This is a genomic window from Pseudomonas helvetica, assembly GCF_039908645.1.
GTDB classification, from domain to species: domain Bacteria; phylum Pseudomonadota; class Gammaproteobacteria; order Pseudomonadales; family Pseudomonadaceae; genus Aquipseudomonas; species Aquipseudomonas helvetica.
The window spans coordinates 6,397,025-6,420,800 of record NZ_CP150917.1 but is presented as its reverse complement, the minus strand read 5'-3'; the positions used below and the strand labels follow the sequence as shown (position 1 = coordinate 6,420,800).

Annotated in this window: 20 protein-coding genes; 17 read left to right on the top strand and 3 right to left on the bottom strand. The window is 57.3% G+C overall.

Going from position 1 to position 23,776, the window contains the following annotated elements; translation table 11 throughout:
- Nucleotides 1-71: 71 nt before the first annotated feature.
- The 12 genes from glmU (at nt 72) to AABM55_RS29680 (ending at nt 13,474) form a co-directional block, all read left to right on the top strand.
- On the top strand, nt 72-1,439 hold the full coding sequence (glmU, locus tag AABM55_RS29735) for a bifunctional UDP-N-acetylglucosamine diphosphorylase/glucosamine-1-phosphate N-acetyltransferase GlmU (protein WP_347928497.1): 1,368 nt from the start codon (nt 72-74) through the stop codon (nt 1,437-1,439).
- Between the two features lie 213 nt (nt 1,440-1,652).
- Complete coding sequence (locus tag AABM55_RS29730; protein WP_347928496.1) at nt 1,653-2,429, top strand: DeoR family transcriptional regulator; 777 nt, start codon at nt 1,653-1,655, stop codon at nt 2,427-2,429.
- A gap of 1 nt (nt 2,430) precedes the next feature.
- Entirely contained in the window at nt 2,431-4,263 is a 1,833-nt protein-coding gene (gene glmS, locus AABM55_RS29725) for a glutamine--fructose-6-phosphate transaminase (isomerizing) (protein WP_347928495.1), read from the top strand.
- A gap of 529 nt (nt 4,264-4,792) precedes the next feature.
- The gene (locus tag AABM55_RS29720; protein ID WP_054594847.1) at nt 4,793-5,800 is read left to right on the top strand and encodes a 3-oxoacyl-[acyl-carrier-protein] synthase III C-terminal domain-containing protein; all 1,008 of its coding nucleotides are present in this window, start codon (nt 4,793-4,795) and stop codon (nt 5,798-5,800) included.
- Complete coding sequence (locus tag AABM55_RS29715; RefSeq protein WP_347928494.1) at nt 5,797-6,813, top strand: NAD(P)-dependent oxidoreductase; 1,017 nt, start codon at nt 5,797-5,799, stop codon at nt 6,811-6,813. Before AABM55_RS29720 ends, AABM55_RS29715 begins: the two co-directional genes overlap by 4 nt.
- A complete protein-coding gene (locus AABM55_RS29710; RefSeq protein WP_347928493.1) occupies nt 6,806-7,612 on the top strand; it encodes an MBL fold metallo-hydrolase in 807 nt (268 codons plus the stop codon). Before AABM55_RS29715 ends, AABM55_RS29710 begins: the two co-directional genes overlap by 8 nt.
- The gene (locus AABM55_RS29705; RefSeq protein WP_347928492.1) at nt 7,609-8,892 is read left to right on the top strand and encodes a F390 synthetase-related protein; all 1,284 of its coding nucleotides are present in this window, start codon (nt 7,609-7,611) and stop codon (nt 8,890-8,892) included. The genes AABM55_RS29710 and AABM55_RS29705 overlap by 4 nt, the downstream gene beginning before the upstream one ends.
- On the top strand, nt 8,889-9,506 hold the full coding sequence (locus AABM55_RS29700) for a phosphatase PAP2 family protein (RefSeq protein WP_347928491.1): 618 nt from the start codon (nt 8,889-8,891) through the stop codon (nt 9,504-9,506). The genes AABM55_RS29705 and AABM55_RS29700 overlap by 4 nt, the downstream gene beginning before the upstream one ends.
- A complete protein-coding gene (locus AABM55_RS29695; protein ID WP_347928490.1) occupies nt 9,506-10,645 on the top strand; it encodes a sterol desaturase family protein in 1,140 nt (379 codons plus the stop codon). Before AABM55_RS29700 ends, AABM55_RS29695 begins: the two co-directional genes overlap by 1 nt.
- Nucleotides 10,638-11,744, top strand: a complete 1,107-nt coding sequence (locus AABM55_RS29690; RefSeq protein ID WP_347928489.1) for an acyl-CoA desaturase — start codon at nt 10,638-10,640, stop codon at nt 11,742-11,744. The genes AABM55_RS29695 and AABM55_RS29690 overlap by 8 nt, the downstream gene beginning before the upstream one ends.
- Complete coding sequence (locus AABM55_RS29685) at nt 11,744-12,829, top strand: acyl-CoA desaturase (protein WP_347928488.1); 1,086 nt, start codon at nt 11,744-11,746, stop codon at nt 12,827-12,829. Before AABM55_RS29690 ends, AABM55_RS29685 begins: the two co-directional genes overlap by 1 nt.
- Nucleotides 12,830-12,883: 54 nt before the next feature.
- The gene (locus AABM55_RS29680; RefSeq protein WP_054594839.1) at nt 12,884-13,474 is read left to right on the top strand and encodes a metal-dependent hydrolase; all 591 of its coding nucleotides are present in this window, start codon (nt 12,884-12,886) and stop codon (nt 13,472-13,474) included.
- On the opposite strand, the gene AABM55_RS29675 is transcribed toward AABM55_RS29680, so the two are convergent.
- A complete protein-coding gene (locus AABM55_RS29675; RefSeq protein ID WP_054598207.1) occupies nt 13,465-13,695 on the bottom strand; it encodes a hypothetical protein in 231 nt (76 codons plus the stop codon). The two genes, AABM55_RS29680 and AABM55_RS29675, sit on opposite strands and share 10 nt — an antisense overlap.
- 162 nt (nt 13,696-13,857) lie before the next feature.
- Here AABM55_RS29675 and AABM55_RS29670 point away from each other — a divergent pair, with 162 nt between their 5' ends.
- Complete coding sequence (locus tag AABM55_RS29670) at nt 13,858-15,516, top strand: SulP family inorganic anion transporter (protein ID WP_347928487.1); 1,659 nt, start codon at nt 13,858-13,860, stop codon at nt 15,514-15,516.
- Between the two features lie 63 nt (nt 15,517-15,579).
- On the opposite strand, the gene AABM55_RS29665 is transcribed toward AABM55_RS29670, so the two are convergent.
- Together AABM55_RS29665 and AABM55_RS29660 are read right to left on the bottom strand one after the other, a co-directional pair.
- Nucleotides 15,580-15,765 (bottom strand): ribbon-helix-helix protein, CopG family, encoded by a 186-nt coding sequence (locus tag AABM55_RS29665; RefSeq protein WP_054594837.1) that lies wholly within the window; start codon nt 15,763-15,765, stop codon nt 15,580-15,582.
- A 254-nt stretch (nt 15,766-16,019) separates the two neighbouring features.
- The gene (locus AABM55_RS29660; RefSeq protein ID WP_347928486.1) at nt 16,020-17,660 is read right to left on the bottom strand and encodes an NRAMP family divalent metal transporter; all 1,641 of its coding nucleotides are present in this window, start codon (nt 17,658-17,660) and stop codon (nt 16,020-16,022) included.
- Nucleotides 17,661-18,975: 1,315 nt separating this feature from the next.
- On the opposite strand from AABM55_RS29660, the gene AABM55_RS29655 reads away from it, so the two are divergent.
- The 4 genes from AABM55_RS29655 to AABM55_RS29640 all read left to right on the top strand — a co-directional run bounded on the left by AABM55_RS29655 (nt 18,976) and on the right by AABM55_RS29640 (nt 23,755).
- Nucleotides 18,976-20,718, top strand: coding sequence for an ABC transporter permease subunit (locus AABM55_RS29655; RefSeq protein WP_347928485.1), 1,743 nt, complete (start codon nt 18,976-18,978; stop codon nt 20,716-20,718).
- A 14-nt stretch (nt 20,719-20,732) separates the two neighbouring features.
- Nucleotides 20,733-22,055 (top strand): nitrate/sulfonate/bicarbonate ABC transporter ATP-binding protein, encoded by a 1,323-nt coding sequence (locus AABM55_RS29650; protein ID WP_347928484.1) that lies wholly within the window; start codon nt 20,733-20,735, stop codon nt 22,053-22,055.
- Between the two features lie 43 nt (nt 22,056-22,098).
- Nucleotides 22,099-23,001, top strand: coding sequence for a LysR family transcriptional regulator (locus AABM55_RS29645; RefSeq protein WP_054594833.1), 903 nt, complete (start codon nt 22,099-22,101; stop codon nt 22,999-23,001).
- Between the two features lie 130 nt (nt 23,002-23,131).
- Nucleotides 23,132-23,755, top strand: coding sequence for a glutathione S-transferase family protein (locus tag AABM55_RS29640; RefSeq protein WP_054594832.1), 624 nt, complete (start codon nt 23,132-23,134; stop codon nt 23,753-23,755).
- Nucleotides 23,756-23,776 lie beyond the last annotated feature (21 nt).

The window sequence follows — 23,776 nt, the reverse complement described above, 5'->3', positions numbered from 1 at the left end:
CTACCCTTTTTCTTTTTCTGCAAATTACCTCTTGGTCGCAGCCGCTGACCTCCCAGGATTGGTTGCCAGTCATGTCTCTAGAAATCGTTATTCTCGCTGCCGGTCAAGGCACTCGCATGCGTTCGGCGCTGCCAAAGGTGCTTCACCCGGTGGCGGGCAATTCCATGCTTGGCCATGTTATCCACAGCGCCCGCCAACTTGATCCACAGCGCATTCACGTGGTGATCGGCCATGGTGCCGACGTGGTACGCGAGCGTCTGGCAGCAGATGACTTGAACTTCGTGTTGCAGGACCAGCAACTTGGCACAGGTCACGCCGTGGCCCAGGCCGTGCCGTTCATTACCGCCGATACCGTATTGATCCTTTACGGTGACGTGCCGCTGATCGAAGTCCCGACCCTGCAACGCCTGCTCAAGCTTGTGGCGCCACTGCAGATGGGTCTGTTGACCGTCGAACTCGATGACCCGACGGGTTATGGCCGTATCGTGCGCAATGCTGATGGGCGCGTGACCGCTATCGTCGAGCACAAGGATGCCAGTGAAGCCGAGCGTATGATCACTGAAGGCAACACCGGCATTATGGCGGTGCCGGCCAGTCATCTGGGGGACTGGATGAGCCGGCTCTCCAACAACAATGTGCAGGGCGAGTATTACCTGACCGACGTGATTGCCATGGCAGTCAGCGACGGTCTGGTGGTGGACACCGAGCAGCCTCACGACGCGATGGAAGTGCAGGGCGCCAACGACCGCAAACAGCTCGCAGAGCTGGAGCGTCATTATCAGTTGCGCGAAGGCCGTCGGCTGATGGCCCAGGGCGTGACGTTGCGCGATCCGGCGCGTTTTGATGTGCGCGGTGAAGTGACTGTCGGCCGCGATGTGCTGATCGACATCAACGTGATTCTCGAAGGTCGTGTGGTCATCGAAGACGACGTGGTCATTGGTCCGAACTGCGTGATCAAGGACAGCACCCTGCGCAAGGGCGTGGTCATCAAGGCCAACAGCCACATCGAAGGCGCGGTATTGGGCGAGGATAGCGATGCCGGTCCGTTCGCGCGCTTGCGTCCGGGCACGGTGCTGGAAGCCCGCGCGCATGTGGGTAACTTTGTCGAATTGAAGAATGCCCATCTGGGTGAAGGCGCCAAGGCCGGTCACCTGAGCTATCTGGGCGATGCCGAAGTCGGCGCGCGCACCAACATTGGCGCCGGCACCATCACCTGCAACTATGATGGCGTCAACAAGTGGAAGACTGTCCTGGGTGAAGACGTATTCATTGGCTCCAACAACTCGTTGGTAGCACCTGTGGATATCCTGGACGGTGCGACCACTGCGGCAGGTTCGACGATTACCTCGACTGTGGATAAGTCCCAGTTGGCCGTTGGTCGGGCTCGACAGAAGAATATCGATGGCTGGAAGCGTCCGGTGAAAGTCCAGAAGAGTTGAGTTATCCACAGATCGTTCGGGAAGTGTATCTGTGGCGCTGGTGAGATAGCCATCGCGGGCAAGCCTTGCTCCTACAGACGGTGAGATCCGTAGGAGCAAGGCTTGCCCGCGATGCTTTTATCCACAGATCTTTTTTCGTGTGCCGGCTTGACGAGGTTTCGCCGATAGGTTTTGATTGCTTTCGTTATCTTTCGAATCGAAACTTACCAGCTCATGTCAAAGCGCAATACACCACAACGTCGCCATAATATCCTTGCCTTGCTGACTGAGCAGGGCGAAGTCAGTGTGGATGAATTGGCCAAGCGTTTTGAAACCTCGGAAGTTACAATTCGCAAAGATCTGGCGGCGCTTGAAAGCAATGGCTTGTTGTTACGCCGATACGGCGGCGCGATCACCATGCCCCAAGAGTTGGTCAATGACCCGAGCCAATCCGTTTCCCTGTACAAACAAGCCATTGCCCAAGCCGCGGTGGCGCGGATTCGTGAGCATGCGCGGATCATTATCGACAGTGGCAGCACCACGGCGGCAATGATTCCACAACTTGGCCAACAGCCGGGCCTGGTGGTCATGACCAATTCGTTGTACGTCGCCAATGCGTTGGGTGAACTTGAACATGAACCGGTGCTGTTGATGACCGGTGGAACCTGGGACCCGCATTCCGAGTCATTCCAGGGGCAGGTCGCCGAGCAGGTCCTGCGCTCGTACGATTTTGATCAGTTGTTCATCGGTGCCGATGGCATTGATCTGCTACGAGGTACCACGACCTTTAATGAATTGCTCGGTCTAAGCCGAGTGATGGCCGACGTGGCCCGTGAAGTGATCGTGATGGTCGAATCCGACAAGATCGGCCGCAAGATTCCAAACCTGGAACTGCCATGGAGCAGCATCCATACCCTTATTACCGATGATCGCCTGCCGCAAGAGGCTCGCGACCAGATTCAGGCCCGCGGCATTAACGTGATATGCGCGGCAGTCAGCCAGGAGAAATAGCATGTGTGGAATTGTCGGCGCAGTCGCGGAACGTAATATCACTGCCATTTTGCTCGAAGGTCTGAAGCGCCTCGAATACCGCGGCTACGACAGCGCCGGCGTGGCGGTTTACACCAACGCTGAAAAACTTGAGCGCATGCGTCGCCCGGGTAAGGTCAGCGAACTTGAACAGGCCCTGGCGCAAGAACCGCTGGTTGGCCGTCTCGGTATCGCCCACACCCGTTGGGCCACTCACGGTGCGCCGTGCGAGCGTAACGCTCATCCGCATTTCTCCGGCGATCTGGCGGTGGTGCACAACGGCATCATCGAAAACCATGAAGCCCTGCGTGAGCAGCTCAAGGCACTGGGTTACGTGTTCACTTCGGACACCGATACTGAAGTCATTGCCCACCTGCTGAACCACAAACTCAAAGACCTCCCCGACCTGACCGTTGCCCTCAAGGCCACCGTCAAGGAGTTGCACGGCGCTTACGGCCTGGCCGTTATCAGCGCGCAGCAACCGGATCGTCTGGTCGCCGCTCGCAGTGGTAGCCCGTTGGTGATCGGCCTGGGTCTGGGCGAGAACTTTCTCGCCTCCGACCAACTGGCACTGCGTCAGGTCACTGACCGTTTCATGTACCTGGAAGAAGGCGACATCGCCGAGATCCGCCGTGACAGTGTGCAGATCTGGGATATCGACGGCAATGTTGTCGAGCGAGAAGCGGTGCAGTACCGCGATAACACCGAATCCGCCGAGAAGGGCGAGTTCCGTCACTACATGCTCAAGGAGATCCACGAGCAACCGTCGGTAGTGCAACGCACTCTTGAAGGCCGTCTTGGCCCGAATCAGGTGTTGGTCCAAGCGTTCGGCCCACAAGCCGCCGAGCTGTTTGCCAAGGTCCGCAATGTGCAGATCGTCGCCTGCGGCACCAGCTATCACGCCGGTATGGTCGCGCGTTACTGGCTGGAAGAACTGGCCGGGATTCCGTGCCAGGTCGAAGTCGCCAGCGAATTCCGCTATCGCAAAGTAGTCGTGCAACCCGATTCGCTGTTCGTGACCATCTCTCAGTCTGGCGAAACGGCTGACACCCTGGCGGCACTGCGCAATGCCAAAGAGTTGGGTTTCCTTGCCAGCCTGGCGATCTGCAACGTCGGCATCAGTTCCCTGGTGCGTGAGTCCGACCTGACGCTGCTGACCCAGGCCGGTCGCGAAATCGGTGTGGCGTCAACCAAAGCCTTCACCACTCAGTTGGTGGGCCTGTTGCTGTTGACCCTGTCGCTGGGTCAGGTGCGTGGCACCTTGGCTGAAGGCGTGGAAGCGACACTGGTCGAAGAGCTTCGCCGTTTGCCTGCCCGCCTGGGTGAAGCGTTGGCCATGGACAGCACTGTGGAGAAAGTCGCCGAGCTGTTTGCCGACAAGAAACACACGCTGTTCCTGGGTCGTGGCGCACAGTACCCGGTGGCGATGGAAGGCTCGCTGAAGCTCAAAGAAATCTCCTACATCCACGCTGAAGCCTACCCGGCCGGCGAGCTCAAGCATGGCCCGTTGGCGCTGGTCGACGACGACATGCCTGTAGTGACAGTGGCACCGAACAACGAACTGTTGGAGAAGTTGAAATCCAACCTGCAGGAAGTTCGTGCCCGTGGCGGCCAGCTGATTGTGTTTGCTGACGAAAAAGCCGGCATGAGCAATGGCGAAGGCACGCATGTGGTCAACATGCCGCACATCCACGACATCCTGTCGCCGATCCTCTACACCATTCCGCTGCAACTGCTCTCGTACTACGTCGCTGTGCTTAAAGGTACTGACGTCGACCAACCGCGTAACCTGGCAAAATCGGTGACGGTGGAGTAAGTCATTGCGGCGATCAGGAGCTCGTGGTTTTCAATAAATCACACTGACATAGAATAATTAACGTCTGACACAGTAGTCATTAAGTACGACACAATGAAAACCCTTTAAATAAAAAGGGTTTTCATTTTTTTGGTCTCGCCGCTCATCAGGTTTCCGTCGCGCTGAGTACGATGTAATACTTTTCCGAAAACGTCATAGACATTCGAGAACAGTTCCCACACTTTTCCGTGTCTGCACTTGAGGTAATCGTCTCTCCTTGGCTGACTAAGCTCCTTCGTTTTTATAAATACCCGCTGTCTCCTCAACAACTAACAAGCGCTCACACCATGGATGGAATCGATATGCTGGCTGGGGTCTTTTTCGTGGGTTCTAGTGGTCTGTGCGCTGCGCGCCGAGTGGGTTATCCACCGCGGTGCCCTGAGCAAGACCTCGCCGAATGCCGGTTTTTCCTCCCTGCGCAGTAACAACTTCGGTGCCGATGTCTGTCGGCCTTCCGTCCTTCATTGCTGAATTCAAGGTCGAATATTTAATGAAGTCACCGTTTTCATCGCCCGCATTGCTTCCCCTCAAGATTATCGCCACCGGCGTGGCGCTACCGCCCAATCGCGTCGATTCGGTCGACCTTGATCGGTTGTTGAACAAGCCTGCGGGCTATGTCGAGAAGCGTTCGGGCATTATCTATCGCTATCATGCCTCGGATGATGCCTGCCAGGCAGAGCTGGCGGCAGCCGCTCTTCACGACGCCCTGGACCGCCAGGGTATCGACGCCGCATCAATCGACTTGCTGATCTCGGCTTCGGCGATTTCCGTGCAGGCATTGCCGTGCACGGCGGTGCACATCCTAAAGGTCTCCCAGCTGGCGCCCGGCACCCCTGGTTTCGACATCAATAGCAGCTGTGTGAGCTTTATCTCGGCGCTACAGGTCGCCGCAGGGCTGTTAAATGCCGGCACCTACCGACGCATCGCGATCGTGTCGGCCGACCTGGCGTCACGCGGGATCGACTGGGACGATGAAGAATCCTCACTGATTTTCGGCGACGGTGCAGCGTGCGCCATCGTTGAACGGGGCGATGGCACCAGTGGGATCCTCGCCAGCCTGGTTGAAACCCACCCCCAAGGTAGCGGACTCTGTGAGATACGGGCGGGCGGCACACGACGCAATCCGCGCGCAGGTATGACCGATAGCGACTTCCTGTTCCAGATGCGCGGCAAGCAATTGTTCAGGCAAGCCTCGGCGTTGATCGAGGACTACCTGGCTCGTCTGTTGGGGGCGAGCGGGTTGACCCTGGAACAAATCGCCACGGTGGTGCCGCATCAGGCCAGCCATCTGTCGCTGGAGCATATGCGTCGACGCCTGAATGTCTCTTCCAGCGTGTTGGTGGATATCTACCGCTATCACGGCAACCAGGTGGCCGCATCGATCCCCACGGCATTGCACGCGGCCGTCACCAGCGGACGGTTTAATCGCGCCGAGCCGGCTATGCTCATCGGCACAGCGGCTGGTTTATCCTTGGCCGGCATGGTCCTGCTGCCATGAAGGTACTGCTGACCGGCGCCACCAGCGGGCTTGGGCGAAACGCAGCACAGTGGCTGCTCGACGCCGGTCATGCGGTGCATGCCACCGGTCGCGACACCCAGGTTGGTAACGCCCTGCGTGAGCTGGGCGCCGACTTTACGGCGTTGGATTTAACCCATGCAAGCCTTGAGCAATGCCAGCCATTGATGAGCGGGTGTGATGCGGTCTGGCACTGCGCCGCGAAGTCTTCGCCGTGGGGTCGCCGGGAAGATTTCAACCAGGCGAACGTGGTTGCCACGCAAAAACTGGCTGAGTCAGCAGGGCGTGCCGGTGTTCGGCGTTTTGTTCATATCTCCACGCCCTCGATCTACTTTGATTTCCAGCATCATCATGAAATCGTCGAGAGCTACCGCGCCCCACGGTTTGCCAACCATTACGCCGCCAGCAAGTACGCGGCGGAGCAGGGCATCCAGGCGCTGGTGCCGCGCTATCCGGACACCACCTACGTAATCTTGCGGCCCCGTGGCCTGTTCGGCCCACATGATCGGGTGATCCTGCCCAGGGTGCTGAGCCGGCTTGAGCACGATCGCGGCGTGTTGCGCCTTCCCAGCGGCGGCAAAGCGCTGTTGGACCTGACCTTTGTGCTCAACGTGGTGCACGCCATGGACCTGGCGAGCCGAAGCAACCCTTTGCCTTCCGGGGCGGCCTACAACATCACCAACCACCAGCCGATGCGCTTGGCTGACATGCTGCATCTTTTGCTCCATGGACAGTTGGGCCTGCGCTATCAGTTGCAGGCGATTCCCTACCCACTCTTGCACGCACTGGCCGGCGGGCTGGAGCTACTGAGCTGCGCTACGGGCAAAGAGCCGCAACTGACGCGCTACAGCGTCGCCGCGTTGAATTTCGATATGACGCTCAGCCAGGTGCGCGCCACTGAGGAACTGGGATACTCGCCACGCTACACGATGGAGCAGGGGATCGAGCAAACAGGTGCCTGGTTCAGGCAACAGGGGGCGGCGGCTCATGGCTAAAGTCACCCAATTCGAGGTGGGCTACTGCACCCATATCGCCTGCATGGCACAACGCGGGGCCGGTCTGCGCGTGTGTAAGTTCCCGGCCCGGGCGTATCTGCTGGAGGTCGGCAGTCGTCGCTGGCTATGGGATACCGGCTACTCGACGCATTTCCAGGAGCAGACGCAGTCCGGCCTCTTTCGTGTGTACCGTCAGGTCACTCCGGTGTACTTCGACCCACGCGAGTCATTGCTCGAGCAACTGCGCGCCGCAGGCTTGGCGGGCAATGACATCGAGGGGCTGATCCTTTCGCATTTTCATGCCGACCATATTGCCGGGCTGCGTGATTTCAACCAGACCAATTTCATCTGCTCGGGCCAGGGTTGGCAACAAACCCGGACACTGCGAGGGTTTGCGGCGCTGAAGCAGGCCTTCATTCCCGGCTTGATCCCGGAGAGTTTTGAAGCACGACTGCAGTTTATGGAGAGTTTTGCACGGGTGGGCTTGTCTGAGCAGTTGGCGCCTTTCGATCACGGCTTTGAACTGCCGGGAAGTGAGGGGCAGATCTTCCTGGTGCCTTTGCCAGGCCATGCGGCGGGGCATATCGGCGCATTCATTCTCACCGACGAAGGCTGGACGTTGTTGGCCAGTGACGCCGGATGGTCTGCCCAGAGCTATCAAACCTTGCGCGGACCCTCGGTATTGGCCAATTTGCTGATGGATGATTCCCGCGTCTATTACGACACGCTCCGCCGACTGAACCAGCTGTGGGCGGCCGGTCATGTCGACATCCGTCTGTGTCATGAGGGCGACCTATGATTCCGGTGAAGACCCTCTGGCACTACTTTCGTACCCAGCGTTTGAGCTTCACCGATCGTGCGGTGCTGCAAGCCTATCAGGCAAAACAGCTGAAGCGCTTCGCTCGACGGGTCCTTGCACAGAGTCCCTATTTTCGCCCTTACAGCACGCTGTCGGTGACCGAGTGGCCGCTGATGGATAAGGCGCTGATGATGGCGCAGTTCGACCAGATGAACACCGCCCAATTGCAGCGCGATCAGTTACTGGCGTGTGCCCGACGCAGCGAAACCGAACGCGACTTCACCCCCACGGTCGGCGCCTACAGTGTTGGGTTGTCGTCTGGCACGTCGGGGCAGCGCGGTGTGTTTGTCGTCAGTGAGCGGGAGCAACAGGTCTGGGCCGGTGGCATGCTGGCAAAGATGCTGCCCGAAGGTATTTTTGCCGGTGAACGCGTCGCGCTGTTTTTACGTGCGGACAACAACCTCTACCACAGCGTGAACAACCGCTGGCTGAGCCTGGAGTTCTACGATCTGTTTGCGCCTTTCCCGGCGCAACTGCCGCGCTTGCAGCAGCAGGCACCGACGATCATTGTCGCGCCGGCCCAGGTGTTGAGGGCGCTTGCGCTCGCGGTCCTCGATCAGCAACTGGCCCTCAACGTCAAGAAAGTGATCTCGGTAGCCGAAGTCCTGGACATACATGATCGACGGATACTGGAGCAGGTGTTTCCTGACATCGGTGAGGTGTATCAGGCCACCGAGGGTTTTCTGGCAGCTTCATGTTCCCATGGCACGCTGCATTTGAATGAAGAGTTTCTCTACATCGAGCCACAGTGGATCGATGAGCATCGCTTTACGCCGTTGATCACCGATTTCACCCGTAGCACACAACCCATCGTGCGCTACCGGCTCGATGATGTACTGGTCAGGAAGGCCACCCCATGCCCGTGCGGGCAAGCGACCATGGCCATTGAACGGATAGAAGGTCGATGCGATGACCAGTTGTTGTTGCTCAATCGCCAGGGGACGCCGCAGGTGATATTTGCCGATCTGTGCACGCGGGCCATTGCCAACGCGTTGCCGCTGACCAGTGATTACCGGTTGATTCAACAGGCCGAACATCGTTTACAGCTCGTTGCCGACTGTTCACAACAGGAGTTGGCACAGTGTCACGCGCAACTCGTGGCAGTGTTCGAGCAACAGGGGATCGCCACCGAACCACTGGAGTGGCAACTGACGGTACAGACCGTGATGCCAGCGTTCGATCAGAAAAGACGACGAATCATTCGGCAGATGAATCCATGATCAAGGCAATCTTTCCAAGGTTGTGGCACATGCTGTTGGGTTGGGGATCTGTGGGGGTTGTTTACAACCTCACTGACCGTCTTCAAGACGCGGGGACTGTCATCTCGCCCTCATTGATTGATCGCCTGATCACATTCAGCCCGCACGCCATTTGGTTGTACCTGTCGTTCTTCATCATGATTGCGTTGGCTTACCTGCTTGCCCCGCTTGATCGGGTTAAATGGTTGGCCAGGTCCATGCAACTGACTGCGATAGGGGCGGGGGTCGTTTATGTGTTGTGGCCGACGACCATGGTCTATCCGCTCGATCACGGCACCACCCTCAGCTCTGAAGTGTTGAGTGCATTAACACGGTTCGACTCAAAGCAAAATTGCTTACCGTCATTGCACATGGCACTGACGGTGCTGGCCGTATGGGCAGTTGGCGATGAAAGGCACAAAGTGAGAACGGTGTTGTTCATCCTATGGGCTGTGGCGATTGCCTTTTCGATCCTGCAGTTACGCCGACACCTGTTGATTGACCTGGTCAGCGGTACGTTGTTGGCACTGGTGGCTGGATGGCTGGTGCGGTGTGTTGGTTTGATTCGCTATCGTGCGGTCAGAGGAGTGGCGTGATGATTGATCTGGCGTTCCCCATCCTGTTCATGTTGCTGGTGGTGATTGGCGAGATGCTGGTCGTGCAGTGGCGCCAGCGTGACGTGGTCAACTGGCATGACGTGATGTTCAACCTGAACTCCGGCCATCTCATGCTGTGGTTGTTCCGTGGGCTGGAAATCACCTGTTACGGCTATGTCGCCAGCCACTTCAGCCTCTCGCTGTTTGAGTCATGGCCACCGGTGCTGACTTGGGTATTTGCACTGTTTGCCTGGGACTTCGGTTTTTATTGGTTGCACCGGGCGCATCACTACTTGCGTGTGCTGTGGGCGGTGCACGTGGTTCATCATCAGGGCGAGCATTTCAATCTGTCATTGGGGGTACGCAACTCTTGGTACTCGTCACTGACCTCCATTCCATTCTTTATGCTGTTGGCTGTGCTGGGCGTACCGTTGTCGGTGTTTGTCACGGTGTCCATCCTGCATTACACAATTCAACTGTTTAATCACAGTGCATTGACGCCCAAGTTGGGAGTCCTGGAGTCGGTGTTCGTCACGCCTGCCCATCATCGGGTACATCACGTCAAAGACATGGCCTACTCGAACAAGAACTTTGGCGGCAGTTTCATCTTCTGGGACAAACTGTTCGGCACGTTTTGTCCCAGCCTGCCGCAAGCGCCGTTCGACTATGGCGTGGATGGCGCCAAACCGTCTGCAAACCCATTCTGGGCGAGCAATCTGCCGTTGTTGCGCTACATGCACATGCCGGTGAGCATGTCCGATGAAGGCGGACGCTGGCGTTGCTCGAACCTGACCGTTTTCAGTGGTGCGCTGCTGGTGTTTGTCGGGGTGATTGCCTATGTCTATGAATATGGCTACGGCTACACCAACGTTCATTGGCCGCAAGTCGCGCTGTTCACCTTGTTGGCGCTGGGACCGGTGGCGCTGGCGGGCATGGTGCAAGGGCGCGCTTGGAGCGTAATGGGGTGGCTGGCAATTTCATTGGGGCTGCCAATGCTGTTTCTCGGGCTGCTGAGGTGGTCACAGGGGTATTGGCAGGTCGTGCTTGTCTCGCTTGGGGTGCACGGAGTAGCGGTGCTGTGGTCTTGCACCCGGCGGCGATCCGACGCTGCGCCTGCGGTGGAGCAATCTCATGGCTGAGTCGCTCAGGCCCCTGGTCTTTCCCGCCGATGGCGAGCAGGCCTTTCATCAAGCACTCAAGCGCGCGGCTCACGCCTATCTGGCAGATGACCACCGTTATGCCGATGGTTGGCTGCTCGCCAGGGCCTTGGTGTTGCTGGTGTTGTGCGCGGGGTTCTACGCCGTGAGCCTGATGCAGCACAACGCGTGGGCGTTTGTCGGTTGCTACTTCCTGTTTGTGATGATGGGAATGCTGTTAAACGTGGTGGTCAATCATGACGCCTCTCACAACGTCTTCTTCCGTGCACCTTGGGCCAACCGCCTGGTAGGGCGCTTGGTCACGCTGCCGTTGGGTGTGGATCCGGATTACTGGCGGGTGCGCCATGTCGATTTTCACCACGTCTACGCCAACGTCGAACATTACGACCTGGATACGGAAGAGAACGGCATCTTCCGACAGACTCCGTTCCAGCGTTGGCGTGCACACATGCGCTATCAACACCTTTACTGGCCGGTGATCGCGGCGTTGTCGCTGCCCTATGTCGCCTGGATATTTGACTGGTCGGATCGATTAGGAAAAACGCCACTCAAGTCAAAAGACGTGTTGCCGGGCCGCTGGGGCTGGACGCTGTTTGTCGTCAGCAAGGTTACCCATTTGCTATTGGTGCTGGGGGTGCCGTTGGCTGTTTGTCAGCTCAATGGCATCAGTGGGTCGACGGTGCTGCTGGCGTATGCCGTGAGCCAGATGTGTGCGTCGTTGTTGGTGGTTTACTTGCTGCTTGGTACGCATTGGGCACAGGCGCAGTTTTATCGTGCGCCTGATATGGCGGTGATGCCCCATGGCTGGTATCGACATAATTTCTCTACGGCTTGCGACTGGCTGACCACGCCGCCCTGGCTGCGCCATTTCACCGGTGGGCTGAATTACCATTTGACCCATCATCTGTTCCCCGGTTGGAGTCATCGTCATTACCCCGCGCTGGCGGCGATCATTGAACAGTTGGCGGTGCAACACGGCATGGACTATCGCTGTATTGGCTATCGCGAACTGCTGAGGCAACAGCAACAGTTCCTGCGCCAGATGGGGCAGGAGACGTCCATGGACAAGGTGCCCCAATAATGAAACCGCTAGCATTCCAGCGCGATGACGCTGATGTGCATAAAGCGCTGATGCAGGCGGCCAGCGACTATCTGGCGGCGCACCATGATCATCGTTTCGCCGATACCTGGATGATCGCCAAGCTACTGGTGCTGGTGCTGCTATGTACCGGGTTTTACGGCATGAGCCTGGAGCAGTCCACAGGGTGGGCTTACTGCGGTTATTACTTCGGCTTCATTTTTACGGCCATGTTTATCACGGTCAACGTGGTCCATGATGCGTCCCATGATGCGTTTTTCAAACGACGCTGGGCCAATCGCTGGCTCAATTGCCTGGTCAGCATACCGCTGGGTCTTGATCCTGATTGTTGGCGAGTGCGGCACGTTATTTTTCATCACTGGCACAATAACGTTGAGGGCTACGACCTCGATATTGAATCCAATGGTGTTCTACGCCAGACCCCATTCCAGCGCTGGAAGCCCTTTATGCGAGTGCAGCGCTTTTACTGGCCACTGGTTGCGGCCATGACCTTCCCTTATTACATTTTTCTGTTCGACTGGCTGGACCGGGCGGGGCAAACGCCGGTGACCAGGCGAATGGCGCAACACGGCGTGCGCGGCTGGAGTGTGTTTGTGTTTGGCAAAGGCACGCACCTGGTATTGGCGCTGTTGATCCCGCTCCGGGTTTTGCCAGCGACCATCAGCGCGCTCGACATCGTGCTGGTTTACCTGGGCAGTCAAATGCTCTCCTCGTTGCTGTTCGTGATGCTGATCATCGGTACTCATTGGGCAAAGGCGAAGTTTTACCAGGCGCCGGAAAGTGGCGTATTACCCCACGGCCGGTATCGCCATGTGTTTTCTACCACCATTGACTGGCAGACAACGCCGCGCTGGCTGGGGTATTGGCTCGGCGGGGCCAACCTGCACCTGACACACCATCTGTTCCCGCACTGGAGCCATCGGCATTATCCGGCCTTAAGCCAGCTCATCAGCGAGGTTGCTCCACGTTTCGGCCTTGAGTACCAGCGTATCGGGCCCAGTGAAATGCTGAGGCTCCAACAGCGGTTCCTCAGTGCGATGGGCGCGAACAAAGGGGCGGATGTTTAAACGTGAAGGACCTTCAGCCTTCACTCCTGTTATTACCGTGAGGAACAACGCTCCATGCCTAGCATTATCACCCATGCTGTCGTGCCCCTTATTGTTGGAGCGGCGATGGGGCGGCGCCACATCAGCGCCAGGTTATTGATCATGGGCGCGGTGCTGGCCGCGCTACCTGATGCCGACGTGATTTCATTCAAACTGGGCATTGCCTATACCGACACCTGGGGGCATCGCGGTGCAGCCCATTCGATAGCTTTTGCCTTGGCCATTAGCTGTCTGGCGAGTGTGTTTTATAAGTCACTGCATACGAGCCTTGGGCGCTGCATCAGCTTTCTCTTCCTGGCGGCCGTGTCTCATCCATTACTGGATGCCTGCACCGATGGCGGCCTCGGGGTTGCCTTGTTCTGGCCCTTCAGTGAGCTACGGTGGTTCATGCCGTTCAGACCGATCGAAGTGTCCCCCATCGGTTTGACGCAGTTTCTGAGTCAGCGCGGCTGGGCAGTGCTGCAGTCTGAGATTTTATGGGTGTGGTTGCCCACGCTGGGGCTGGCCGCTGTTCTCCTTGCTGGTCGATGGGTATGGCCTGCCAAGTACAGCAGAGCGCTCGCTACCGACATGACCCCCCTCCAAGGGAGGGGCAGTCAGAAATGAATCTCAGCGGATTTGATGCCGATCTCCCGAAGCTCATGGATCAGGTCATCCAGCTGTCGAAATGACTCGATTTCTTCATTGTCATTGATCAGAAAATAACTGCTTCCCACCTCTTTTTTAAACAGGATGATCCACTCGTGCGTGTTGGCCGGGTTGACTATCACGTGCGTGTCGAAGTGCATGCCTTCACCGTGTTTGGTTTTGACGTCTTCGCGTTTCATGTGGATCTCCGAGCGTGGACTCATTTTGTCCACAAACATGATTCTGGATCATTCAACACTGGTTTTTTCAGCGTCGAGGATGCTGTGCAAAGGGTATTTCAGTGGCTTTGCTATTATCACTTCATGTAAATATTATGCACATGCCACCAGAGAGGGCCAGTCATGATTGCGATACGAGAAGCCTGGAAAGCGGGCCTGTTGAGGCCCGAGCACTGGCTTCGAAATATCGTCTCCGGGGTCATCGTCGGCGTTGTGGCGTTGCCCTTGGCCATGGCGTTTGCCATCGCCTCAGGCGTCAAGCCGGAGCAAGGAATTTACACCGCCATTGTCAGTGGTCTCCTGGTTTCTCTTTTCGGAGGAAGCCGTCTTCAGATCGCAGGCCCGACAGGGGCATTCGTTGTCATTTTGTCCGGAGTGACCGCCAAATACGGCGTTGATGGCTTGCAGATCGCAACGATGATGGCCGGGGCGATTTTGTTATTGCTCGGTATCACCAAGCTTGGCGCCATCATCAAGTTCATTCCCGACCCGGTGATTGTCGGATTCACCGCCGGCATTGGTGTGATCATCTGGGTCGGGCAGTGGAAAGATTTCTTCGGTTTGCCGAAAATCAGCGGTGAGCATTTCCATGAGCGACTCTGGCACCTGGTTCAGGCTCTCCCCAGCTTTCATGTGCCTACGACACTGTTAGCACTCTCAAGTCTGGTGCTGGTGATCACCGCCCCCAAAATACCTGGCATAAGACGTGTTCCTGGCCCTTTGATCGCCATGGTCGTCGTGACGGCGCTGCAGGCATTTTTTCAGTTCGCTGGCGTTGCAACGATCGGGAGTGCTTTCGGGGGGATTCCTCAAGGATTACCTGCGGTCGGCCTTCCCGCAATAACACTGCCTCAAGTGATTGAGTTGATTGGCCCGGCGTTCGCCATCGCGATGTTGGGCGCTATCGAGTCGTTACTGTCTGCTGTTGTCGCCGACGGTATGGCCGGTACCAAGCATGACTCCAATCAGGAGTTAATCGGCCAAGGCATCGCTAATCTGGTCACCCCTTTGTTCGGTGGCTTTGCCGCGACAGGTGCAATTGCTCGAACCGCTACCAACATCCGCAATGGAGGTAACAGTCCCATCGCGGGTTTTGTACATGCGCTCACATTGATATTGCTGATTTTATTCCTGGCGCCTTTGGCTTCGGATATCCCGCTGTGTGCGCTGGCAGCGATCCTGTTCGTGGTCGCCTACAACATGAGCGAGTTGAAGCATTTTCAACGCATGGTCAAGCGTGCCCCGAAAGCCGACGTGGCGATACTGCTCATCACCTTCAGCCTGACCGTTTTCAGCGATTTAGCGATCGCTGTGAACATTGGTGTCATTCTCGCGATGCTGCAATTCATGCGTCGGATGGCATCGTCTGTCGAAGTGCAGCAAATGGTCGAAAAAGAGCTTGAGGTTGAGTTACGGATCAATGGGCACGTTCGTCTGCCGCCTGGCGTTTTGGTGTACACCATTGAAGGGCCGCTTTTCTTTGGCGCAGCAGAAACCTTTGAGCGTGTTCTGGCCCAAACGCACACCGATCCGGGGACATTGATTATTCGTCTGAAGCGAGTGCCGTTCATGGACATAACGGGCTTGCAAACGCTGCTCGAAGTCATTGAGCACTTACGCAAGCGCAGCATTGTCGTAAAACTGTGCGAAGCCAACGAGAAGGTTCTTGGCAAGCTGGACAAAGCAGGAATACTCCAAGCGCTCGGTCCGGAGCATTATCATGCCGACTTCAGTGGTGCATTGGGCAGTTTCGAGATCGACAAGACACCACACCTCGGCTGAGCGGAGCTTTAGTGGGCAGAGCGATAATCGGGTTCCCGATCTGCCGGCCGCATGGCGAGTGAACTACTTACCATTGGCCGTTATTTTGCTTTTGGTCGAGTAGGACACGCCATGTGTCTCCAGGTAGTCTCGAATAAGCTGACGGACGACCTGTGAAGGCGTCAGGTCCTGAGATGCACAGAGCTCCTCCAGGGCTTTTTTCTTGACGGGATCAATGAGCACAGTCAGTCGTGCAGTCTTATTTTCCATGGAGTTGGCAGTACCCTAAGGCGTTCGATGATAATCAAATTCTAATGGCCGAGGCTTTGTTTGTCACCGTTCAGGTTCGTATGGTTCAGTTAGTTTGACTGTGATCAATGAGTAGTGCGAGCGCGTGAATCGGTGGTTTAAACGGATTAAGGTTTGAGTTGCAAGGCGGTGTAGTTCGGACGCTTACAAAGGGATAGCGGTTGTTTTACAGGCGGGACGAAAGCTTGCGCAATCCGGCCCGCCTGCTCACAGATTTAGGCGAGTGCCAGTTGAATGACTTTGTAAATCACCATACCCATTGCCACCACCAGGTAACCGCGCAACACGCCCATCCAGATACGGTTTCGTTGCGACAGTACCATCGGCTTCAGCTGTGCCAGTGGCGGCATCCGCCACGAGTACATCATTTGTTGGGTGAAGGTAACGGTGCTCTCAGGCAGCATCCCTTTGTCGACTTCTGCGCGAGCGTGCAGCACATTCACCGCAATGGCGATGACGAGCCCCACCATGCCTCCACCGATGAGGATGTTGGTGATGGTTTCACCGGACATATCCGGGAAGGCCACCGCCGCGGTCAAGATGACCGACATCAGTACGAGCACTGCCACAATGACTGCAGTAATGAGATTGGTGAAGCGCTTGTTCGTCCATGGGCCCAGTACTTCCTTATCGTTGCACAGTAGCAACAGGAATACGGTGGCGCTTGGCAGCAGTACCCCCGCCAGCGTCTGTACCGCGTTGGTCAACAGGCCGAGCGGCACGCCCGGAATCAACACCAGCGCCGCAGCGAGGGCGATCAAGGCGCAGTACATCAGGTAAAAGCCTTTGGCATCGCCTGGTTTACGGTGTAGCGAGTGTTTCAGGTTCAGGACATCACCCAGTGCGTAGGCGGTCGATAGCGACACCGCCATTGCACCGATGATGCTGGCGTCGATCAACGCGATGGCAAACAACACGCCCGGCAGGCGTCCGTGATATTTGGCGATACCTGTGGCGATGGCGCCGGCATCGGTGAACTGGCCAAACTCAGGGTGACCGACAAAAACCTGCGCGGTGAAAGCGATCATTGCCACGGCACCAATCACCACCATTGCAATGCCCAGCCATAGATCGGCGCGTTCGTACTTGATGAAGCGCGGAGTGATGCGTTTGTCGATCACGTAGCTTTGCTGGAAGAACAGCTGCCATGGCGCCACGGTGGTACCCACGATGCCGATGATCAGCAACAACACTTCCGACAGCTTGCCGTCAGTCGGCAGTTGCGGGATGAAAAAGTCGTGAGCGACTTGTGCCATCGGTGGATGAATCATCACGAAAATCGGTACCAGCAGCAGGCTGCCGATCACCAGGATCAACGCGAAGCGTTCGAAGCGCCGGAAGTCGCCGGTACAGGCGGCGAGCATGATGAACACCGCTGCCACACACACACCGGCCACCTTGGGCACACCGAGGAAATCCATCCCGAGGCTGATGCCGATGAACTCGGTAACAATGGTCAGCGCGTTGAGGATGAACAGGTCGATCGCACTGAACGCACCCCAGAACTTGCCGAAGCGTTCAATGATCAGTCGGGCGTGACCGACACCCGTCACGGCCCCCAGACGCAGCACCATTTCCTGATTGACGTACAACACCGGAATCAACAGTGCCATGGTCCACAGCAGCATGGTCCCGTAGTTCTGGCCGGCCTGGCCGTAAGTGCTGAATGCGCCGGCGTCATTATCGCCGACCATTACGATCAACCCGGGGCCGAGGATGGCCATCAGTGTTTTGAAGCGCTGCCACCAACCCTTGCGCGGGGCGATGTCGTCATGACGGATGGTACCGAATGCTCCGCGGATGTCTCCGGCGTGGGCGCTGTCAAGAACAGCCGTTTCAATCTTCAAGTTGGACATAACGAATCTCTCCAAAAGCGTAACGCTGGATGCCGCTTTCGATTCCCGCCGGACAGGTGCGTAGGTGCTTTCCCTCTGAAAACCACAGCCTGAAGCTGGATCAGAGTGAAAAATCAGGCGTCCTGGCGCTCAGGGGCGCGAAATAAACGGGCACTAAACCATCGACACAAAAGTGGTCAGGGTCGTGAAGAGGTCACACGGAGAGAAATGCGGGGGAAGTACAGGAAGGAGATCAGCCAGTGATGGTTGTGCTGCTACCCGCTAGATGCCGCCATTTCAGTCAGAGTGACCGGACTACTATTACTGGGGTCCATAGGTGGTCTCTCCTTCATGTTTTTCATGGCGGCACAGCTTCAAATATTGAGAGGGCTGTAGATTCTTTTCAGGTGGCATGACGCCCTCCTTTACGTACCTGGTGGTACGAACACGTTAAAACAATCGCTACTGCACAAATGAAGGCAGGCGATGGGTCAGAAACCTGTGACCGCAGCGAACGCGAGGCGCACGTACGGATTAGAAGCGCACAGAAAAATCCGCCCGCTCAGGTTTGATGTTTTAGTTACGCGAAGGAGTTTGATACTGATGCGCGCAACGTCCTGCTCTCGGCAAGACGTTGGCTAAGGGGATCTAGCTGAGGTCGTGCCGAGCGTTTACGGAGAATTTCTCCGATTTACAACAATGACTGTCCAAAGAAAAATGACCTCAGATGTAACAAGTTGTAAATTTTGGCGGGCCGAGCAGGGAAAGTCAACACAGCCCATCCAACCCCCTGCTCGCTACCAGATGGCCGGTGGAGTCGGAGTGCGGCGATAGGCATCGATTCTGCCAAGGGGATGGTGGCCATTCACAAATACGTAAAAAATACGTCAAGTTTATGTTTCTGTAACAATTTGAAACGTACAATCCGCCCCGGAAATGCAGCGCGTCGGCATTGATCTCGGTTGCGTGTGCCACAGGCAAAATCTGCGGCCGGATGACGTCGTGCTTTTCCTGTCCAAATGTCCTTTTCACTCCCGTTCAGGAGACTCCAGCCATGGATCCTGCCGATTCTCGGCGGGCCACCCATTGAGATGCCGAGTGAGGCGCAGAGGGTAAATGGTGTGTTCGGATCCCCGGAGTTCTGAGCCACTGAACCATTTTCTGCATCGCCCCGTAGCGTTCGTTTGTGTGGCCTCCCTCCGTCGTTTTATTACCCCGCTAGAGTGTACTTAGCTGTACTTCAACTGCTTGTTGAGCCGTTCTGTGCGCGGTTGCTCTAGAACCTGTTGATCGGTGGTCAACGATCACCTCCAGAACGCTACTGGAATCACTGAACATGAATAAGGTATTGCGTCATTACATACCGGCCACGGCACAACGATTGCTTCCCAACCGATGGGACCTGATCGCCATGCCGTTGGTGATTGGCTTCTTGCTGTTTTTCTCGATTGGTGCGCGCGAGACCTGGGCTCCAATTTCGACGTTGCAGACGCAGGTCATTTCACTGGACCCGAGCGACCTGCCTGAATATGCAATCCGCACGACATTGCGCATGCTCGCGGCCATGGTGGCGGCGCTGATTTTCACGTTGGTCTACGGCACGTTGGCGGCCAAGAGCCGGCGGGCAGAGAAGCTGCTGGTGCCGGTGCTGGATATCCTGCAATCGGTGCCGGTGCTTGGCTATATCTCGTTCACCGTGACATTTTTCCTGCTGCTGTTTCCAGGGCGTGTGCTGGGCGCGGAGTGCGCAGCGATCTTTGCCATTTTCACCAGCCAGGCCTGGAACATGACGTTCAGCTTCTACCAGTCGCTGCGTACGGTGCCTCGGGATCTGGAAGAGGTGTCCAGCAACCTGCAGCTTTCCGGCTGGCAAAAGTTCTGGAAACTCGATGTGCCGTTCGCCATTCCGGGCCTGGTCTGGAACATGATGATGAGCATGTCCGGTGGCTGGTTCTTCGTGGTGGCCTCGGAAGCGATCACCGTGGGAGACAAGACCATCACCTTGCCGGGCGTCGGCTCCTATCTGGCGACCGCTATCGAACAACGCGACATGCACGCCGTGGGTTACGTCATTCTGGCGATGATTGTGGTCATCCTGATTTACGACCAGTTCCTGTTCCGGCCTCTGGTAGCCTGGGCGGACAAGTTCCGGATGGAAAACACGGCTTCACAGGCCGGGGCTCCCGAGTCCTGGGTACTGAATCTGATCCAGCGAACCCGCGTCGTTCAGCGCCTGTTGCGACCTTTTATCCGGGTTATCGTGCGCATCACCAACATGCGCCTGAGCCTGCCACGTTCCAAAGCGGTGGCCGTTCAGGCCAGTCCGACGGTTTCAAGAGTTATCGATTGGGTCTGGGGCTCGGCGATTGCGCTAATGACCCTGTACGCGCTGTATCACATCGTGATTTACGTTGGCAGCGAGGTGACGCTGGGCGAACTTTGGCATGTGATCGGTCTGGGCACCATCACCCTGCTGCGGGTGGCTTTGTTGATTCTGGTGGCCTCGCTGATCTGGGTCCCGCTGGGCGTGATGATCGGCTTGCGCCCGCATCTGGCGGAGAAAATCCAGCCGCTGGCCCAGTTCCTCGCAGCGTTCCCGGCGAACCTGTTGTTTCCGGTGTTTGTCATCGTGATTCTGCGCTATCAGTTGAACCCGGATATCTGGTTAAGCCCGCTGATTGTGTTAGGCACCCAGTGGTACATCCTGTTCAACGTGATCGCTGGTGCCAGCGCCTTTCCCAACGACTTCCGCGAGGCTGCGACCAATTTCCGTATTCGCGGCTGGCAGTGGTGGCGCAAGGTCATGCTGCCCGGCATCTTTCCTTATTATGTGACCGGTGCGATTACCGCCTCGGGCGGGGCGTGGAACGCCAGTATCGTGTCCGAATTCGTTTCCTGGGGGCAGGACAAGGTGGTCGCTCACGGTTTGGGGGCCTACATCGCCCAGACCACTGCGGCTGGCGACTTTCCGAAAATTACCTTGGGTGTGGTGGTGATGTCGTTCTTTGTCGTGGCGTTCAACCGCGTTCTGTGGCGGCCGTTGTACGCGGTTGCTGAAAACAAACTCCGTCTGAATTAACAGGGGTCGATTTGATGAATAGCCAGGCTGAAAAAACAGGCGCGCACTCCGAAATTTATGCACTCAAGAACGTCTGTCGAGGGTTCGGTAAGGGCAAGGACGAGTTACAGGTACTCAGCGATGTCGATCTGACCCTGCGCGAAGGTGAAATCGTCGGCATGCTGGGTCGCTCCGGCTCCGGCAAATCGACGCTGCTACGGATCATTGCCGGTCTGATCCTGCCCTCCTCAGGCGAGGTTCGCTATAACGGCTCGTTATTGACCGGACCTGCCGAAGGCGTGGCCATGGTCTTTCAGACCTTTGCCCTGTTTCCCTGGCTGACCGTTCTGGAAAACGTTGAGGCCGGTCTTCAGGCGTTGCAGGTTGAACCCAAGGCTGCGCGCAAGCGTGCACTGGCAGCGATCGACCTGATCGGCCTCGACGGTTTCGAAAACGCGTACCCACGGGAATTGTCGGGTGGCATGCGCCAGCGCGTAGGCTTTGCCCGGGCGCTGGTGGTCAATCCGACCTTGCTGCTGATGGACGAGCCGTTCTCGGCGCTGGACGTACTGACGGCAGAAACCCTGAGAACCGATTTGCTGGACCTGTGGAGTGGCGGCCAGCTGCCGATCAAGTCCATCCTGATCGTGACTCACAACATTGAAGAAGCGGTGTTGATGTGCGACCGCGTGCTGGTGTTGTCGTCGAACCCCGGCCGGGTCGTGGCACAAATCCGTGTGCCGTTCGCCCACCCGCGCAACCGTCTGGACCCGGCCTTTCGCAAAATGGTCGATGACATCTATGCACTGATGACCAACCGGCGCAGTGCCGATGCCAAAACCGGCAAGGCCGAACTGCAATTGGGCAGCCCATTGCCTGACGTGTCGACAAACCTCATGGCGGGTTTGATTTCCGCACTGGCGGCCGAGCCGTATTATGGGCAGGACAGCCTCTCCAATGTTGCCGAGCGCCTGTTGCTGGAGGTCGACGACCTGTTTCCGGTGGCGGAGATGCTCGAACATCTGGGGTTTGCCGAGCTCAAGGGCGCCGACATCAAATTGACGGACGCGGGCAAGCTGTTCGAGGAGTACGGTACCCAGGAGCGCAAAACCATTTTTGCCGATCATCTGCTCCGGTATGTGCCCTTGGCCGCCCGTATTCGCCAGGTGTTGCAGGAGCGACGCGGTCATTGGGCGCCGCGTGTGCGTTTCGAGCAGGAGTTGGGGGACTCGCTCAGTGACACCGCAGTAGAAGAAACGCTGGAGAACGTGATCAGTTGGGGCCGGTACGCCGAAATATTCTCCTATGACGACAACACCGAGACTTTCAGTCTGGAAGATGTCGAAGGCAGTCTGTAACCGGCTCATTCAGGGCCGGACACGACGATGCAACAGGTAGCTCATGGACAGACTCCAGGAAATGCAGGTATTCGTCGCCGTGGCGCAAGAGCAGGGTTTCTCTGCGGCGGCACGGCGCCTGGGGTTGTCTGCTGCCAGCGTGACGCGGGCGGTGGCGGCGCTGGAGGTGCGTATCGGTACTCAATTGCTCACACGCACCACGCGCAGCCTGCATTTGAGCGAGGCCGGTCAGCGTTATCTGGACGACTGTCGACGCATTCTGGCGGACATTCAGGAAGCCGAAGCGTCAGCTGCCGGCAGTCATGCGCAACCGCGTGGGCAACTGACGATCACCGCGCCGGTGCTGTTTGGTGAGTTGTTCGTGACGCCGGTGATGGTTGGTTACCTTGAGCAGTTTCCCGACATCAGTATCAACGCGTTGCTGGTCGACCGGGTGGTGAGCATGGTCGAGGAGGGCATCGACGTCGCTGTGCGCATCGGTGAACTGCCTGACAGCAATCAGCACGCCATTCTGGTCGGCGAGGTGCGGCGGGTTATCTGCGGGTCTCCCGATTATCTGAAGCGTCATGGTCGGCCAATGCATCCCAATGATCTGGGCCGAGCGCGGATTGTTGCCACCTCGTCCATTGGGCAACAGCGAAACTGGCCCTTTAGCGAGGCCGGAGAGGTGTTGAGCATTCGCCCTGAACCGCGTCTGGTCGTCACGGCGAATCAGGCGGCAATCACGGCCGCAGCTCTGGGGCTTGGATTGACCCGGGTTCTTTCCTATCAGGTGGCCAGCAAGGTCGCCAGCGGTGAGTTGGAAATCGTCCTGCAAGACTTCGAACTGCCGCCGTTGCCCATCCATGTGGTGTATCAGGGCGGGCGCAAGGCGCCGGTGCGGGTACGTAGTTTCGTGGACTATGCGGTGAAGGCATTACGTGAACATCCGGCATTGCGCGCCTGAGGTGTTATTGCGCTGGATGAAATGATTGATTGTGTTTTCTGGTTATTCTGTTGATTTGATGGCAGGTGGAAGATAACGCCACTTAGCGCGGTTCCCTCCTGAACCGCGCGATCCAGCCGCGGAGTCGACCATGCACGCCATCAAACTCTACAACTTCCCTCGCTCTGGCCACGCCCACCGTGTGGAGCTGATGCTCTCACTGCTTGAGCTGCCAACCGAACTGATCTTCGTCGATCTGGCGAAAGGCGCGCACAAACAGCCGGACTTTCTTGCACTCAATGCCTTTGGTCAGGTCCCGGTGATCGACGACCAAGGTGTGGTGCTGGCCGATTCCAACGCGATTCTGGTGTATCTGGCGCAGAAATACGGCAAGGGCCGCTGGCTGCCGGCCGACCCGGTCGGTGCGGCCAGGGTTCAGCGCTGGCTGTCGATAGCGGCCGGGCCGATTGCCTTTGGTCCGGCCATTGCCCGGCTGATCACGGTATTCGGTGCGCCTAACAATGCCGATGAAGTGATTACCCGTTCGCACAACCTGCTCAAAGTGATTGATCAGGAACTGAGCAAATCCACCTATCTTGCGGGTGATGAGCCAACCATCGCCGATGTTGCTGCCTACAGCTACATCGCCCATGCGCCGGAAGGCAACGTGTCGTTGGCTGACTATGCCAACGTGCGGGCCTGGCTGGCGCGGATCGAGGCCTTGCCCGGTTTTGTCGGCATGCCACGCACCGTGGCCGGATTGCAAACTGCCTGAAGCGCTACGGCCCGACGATGT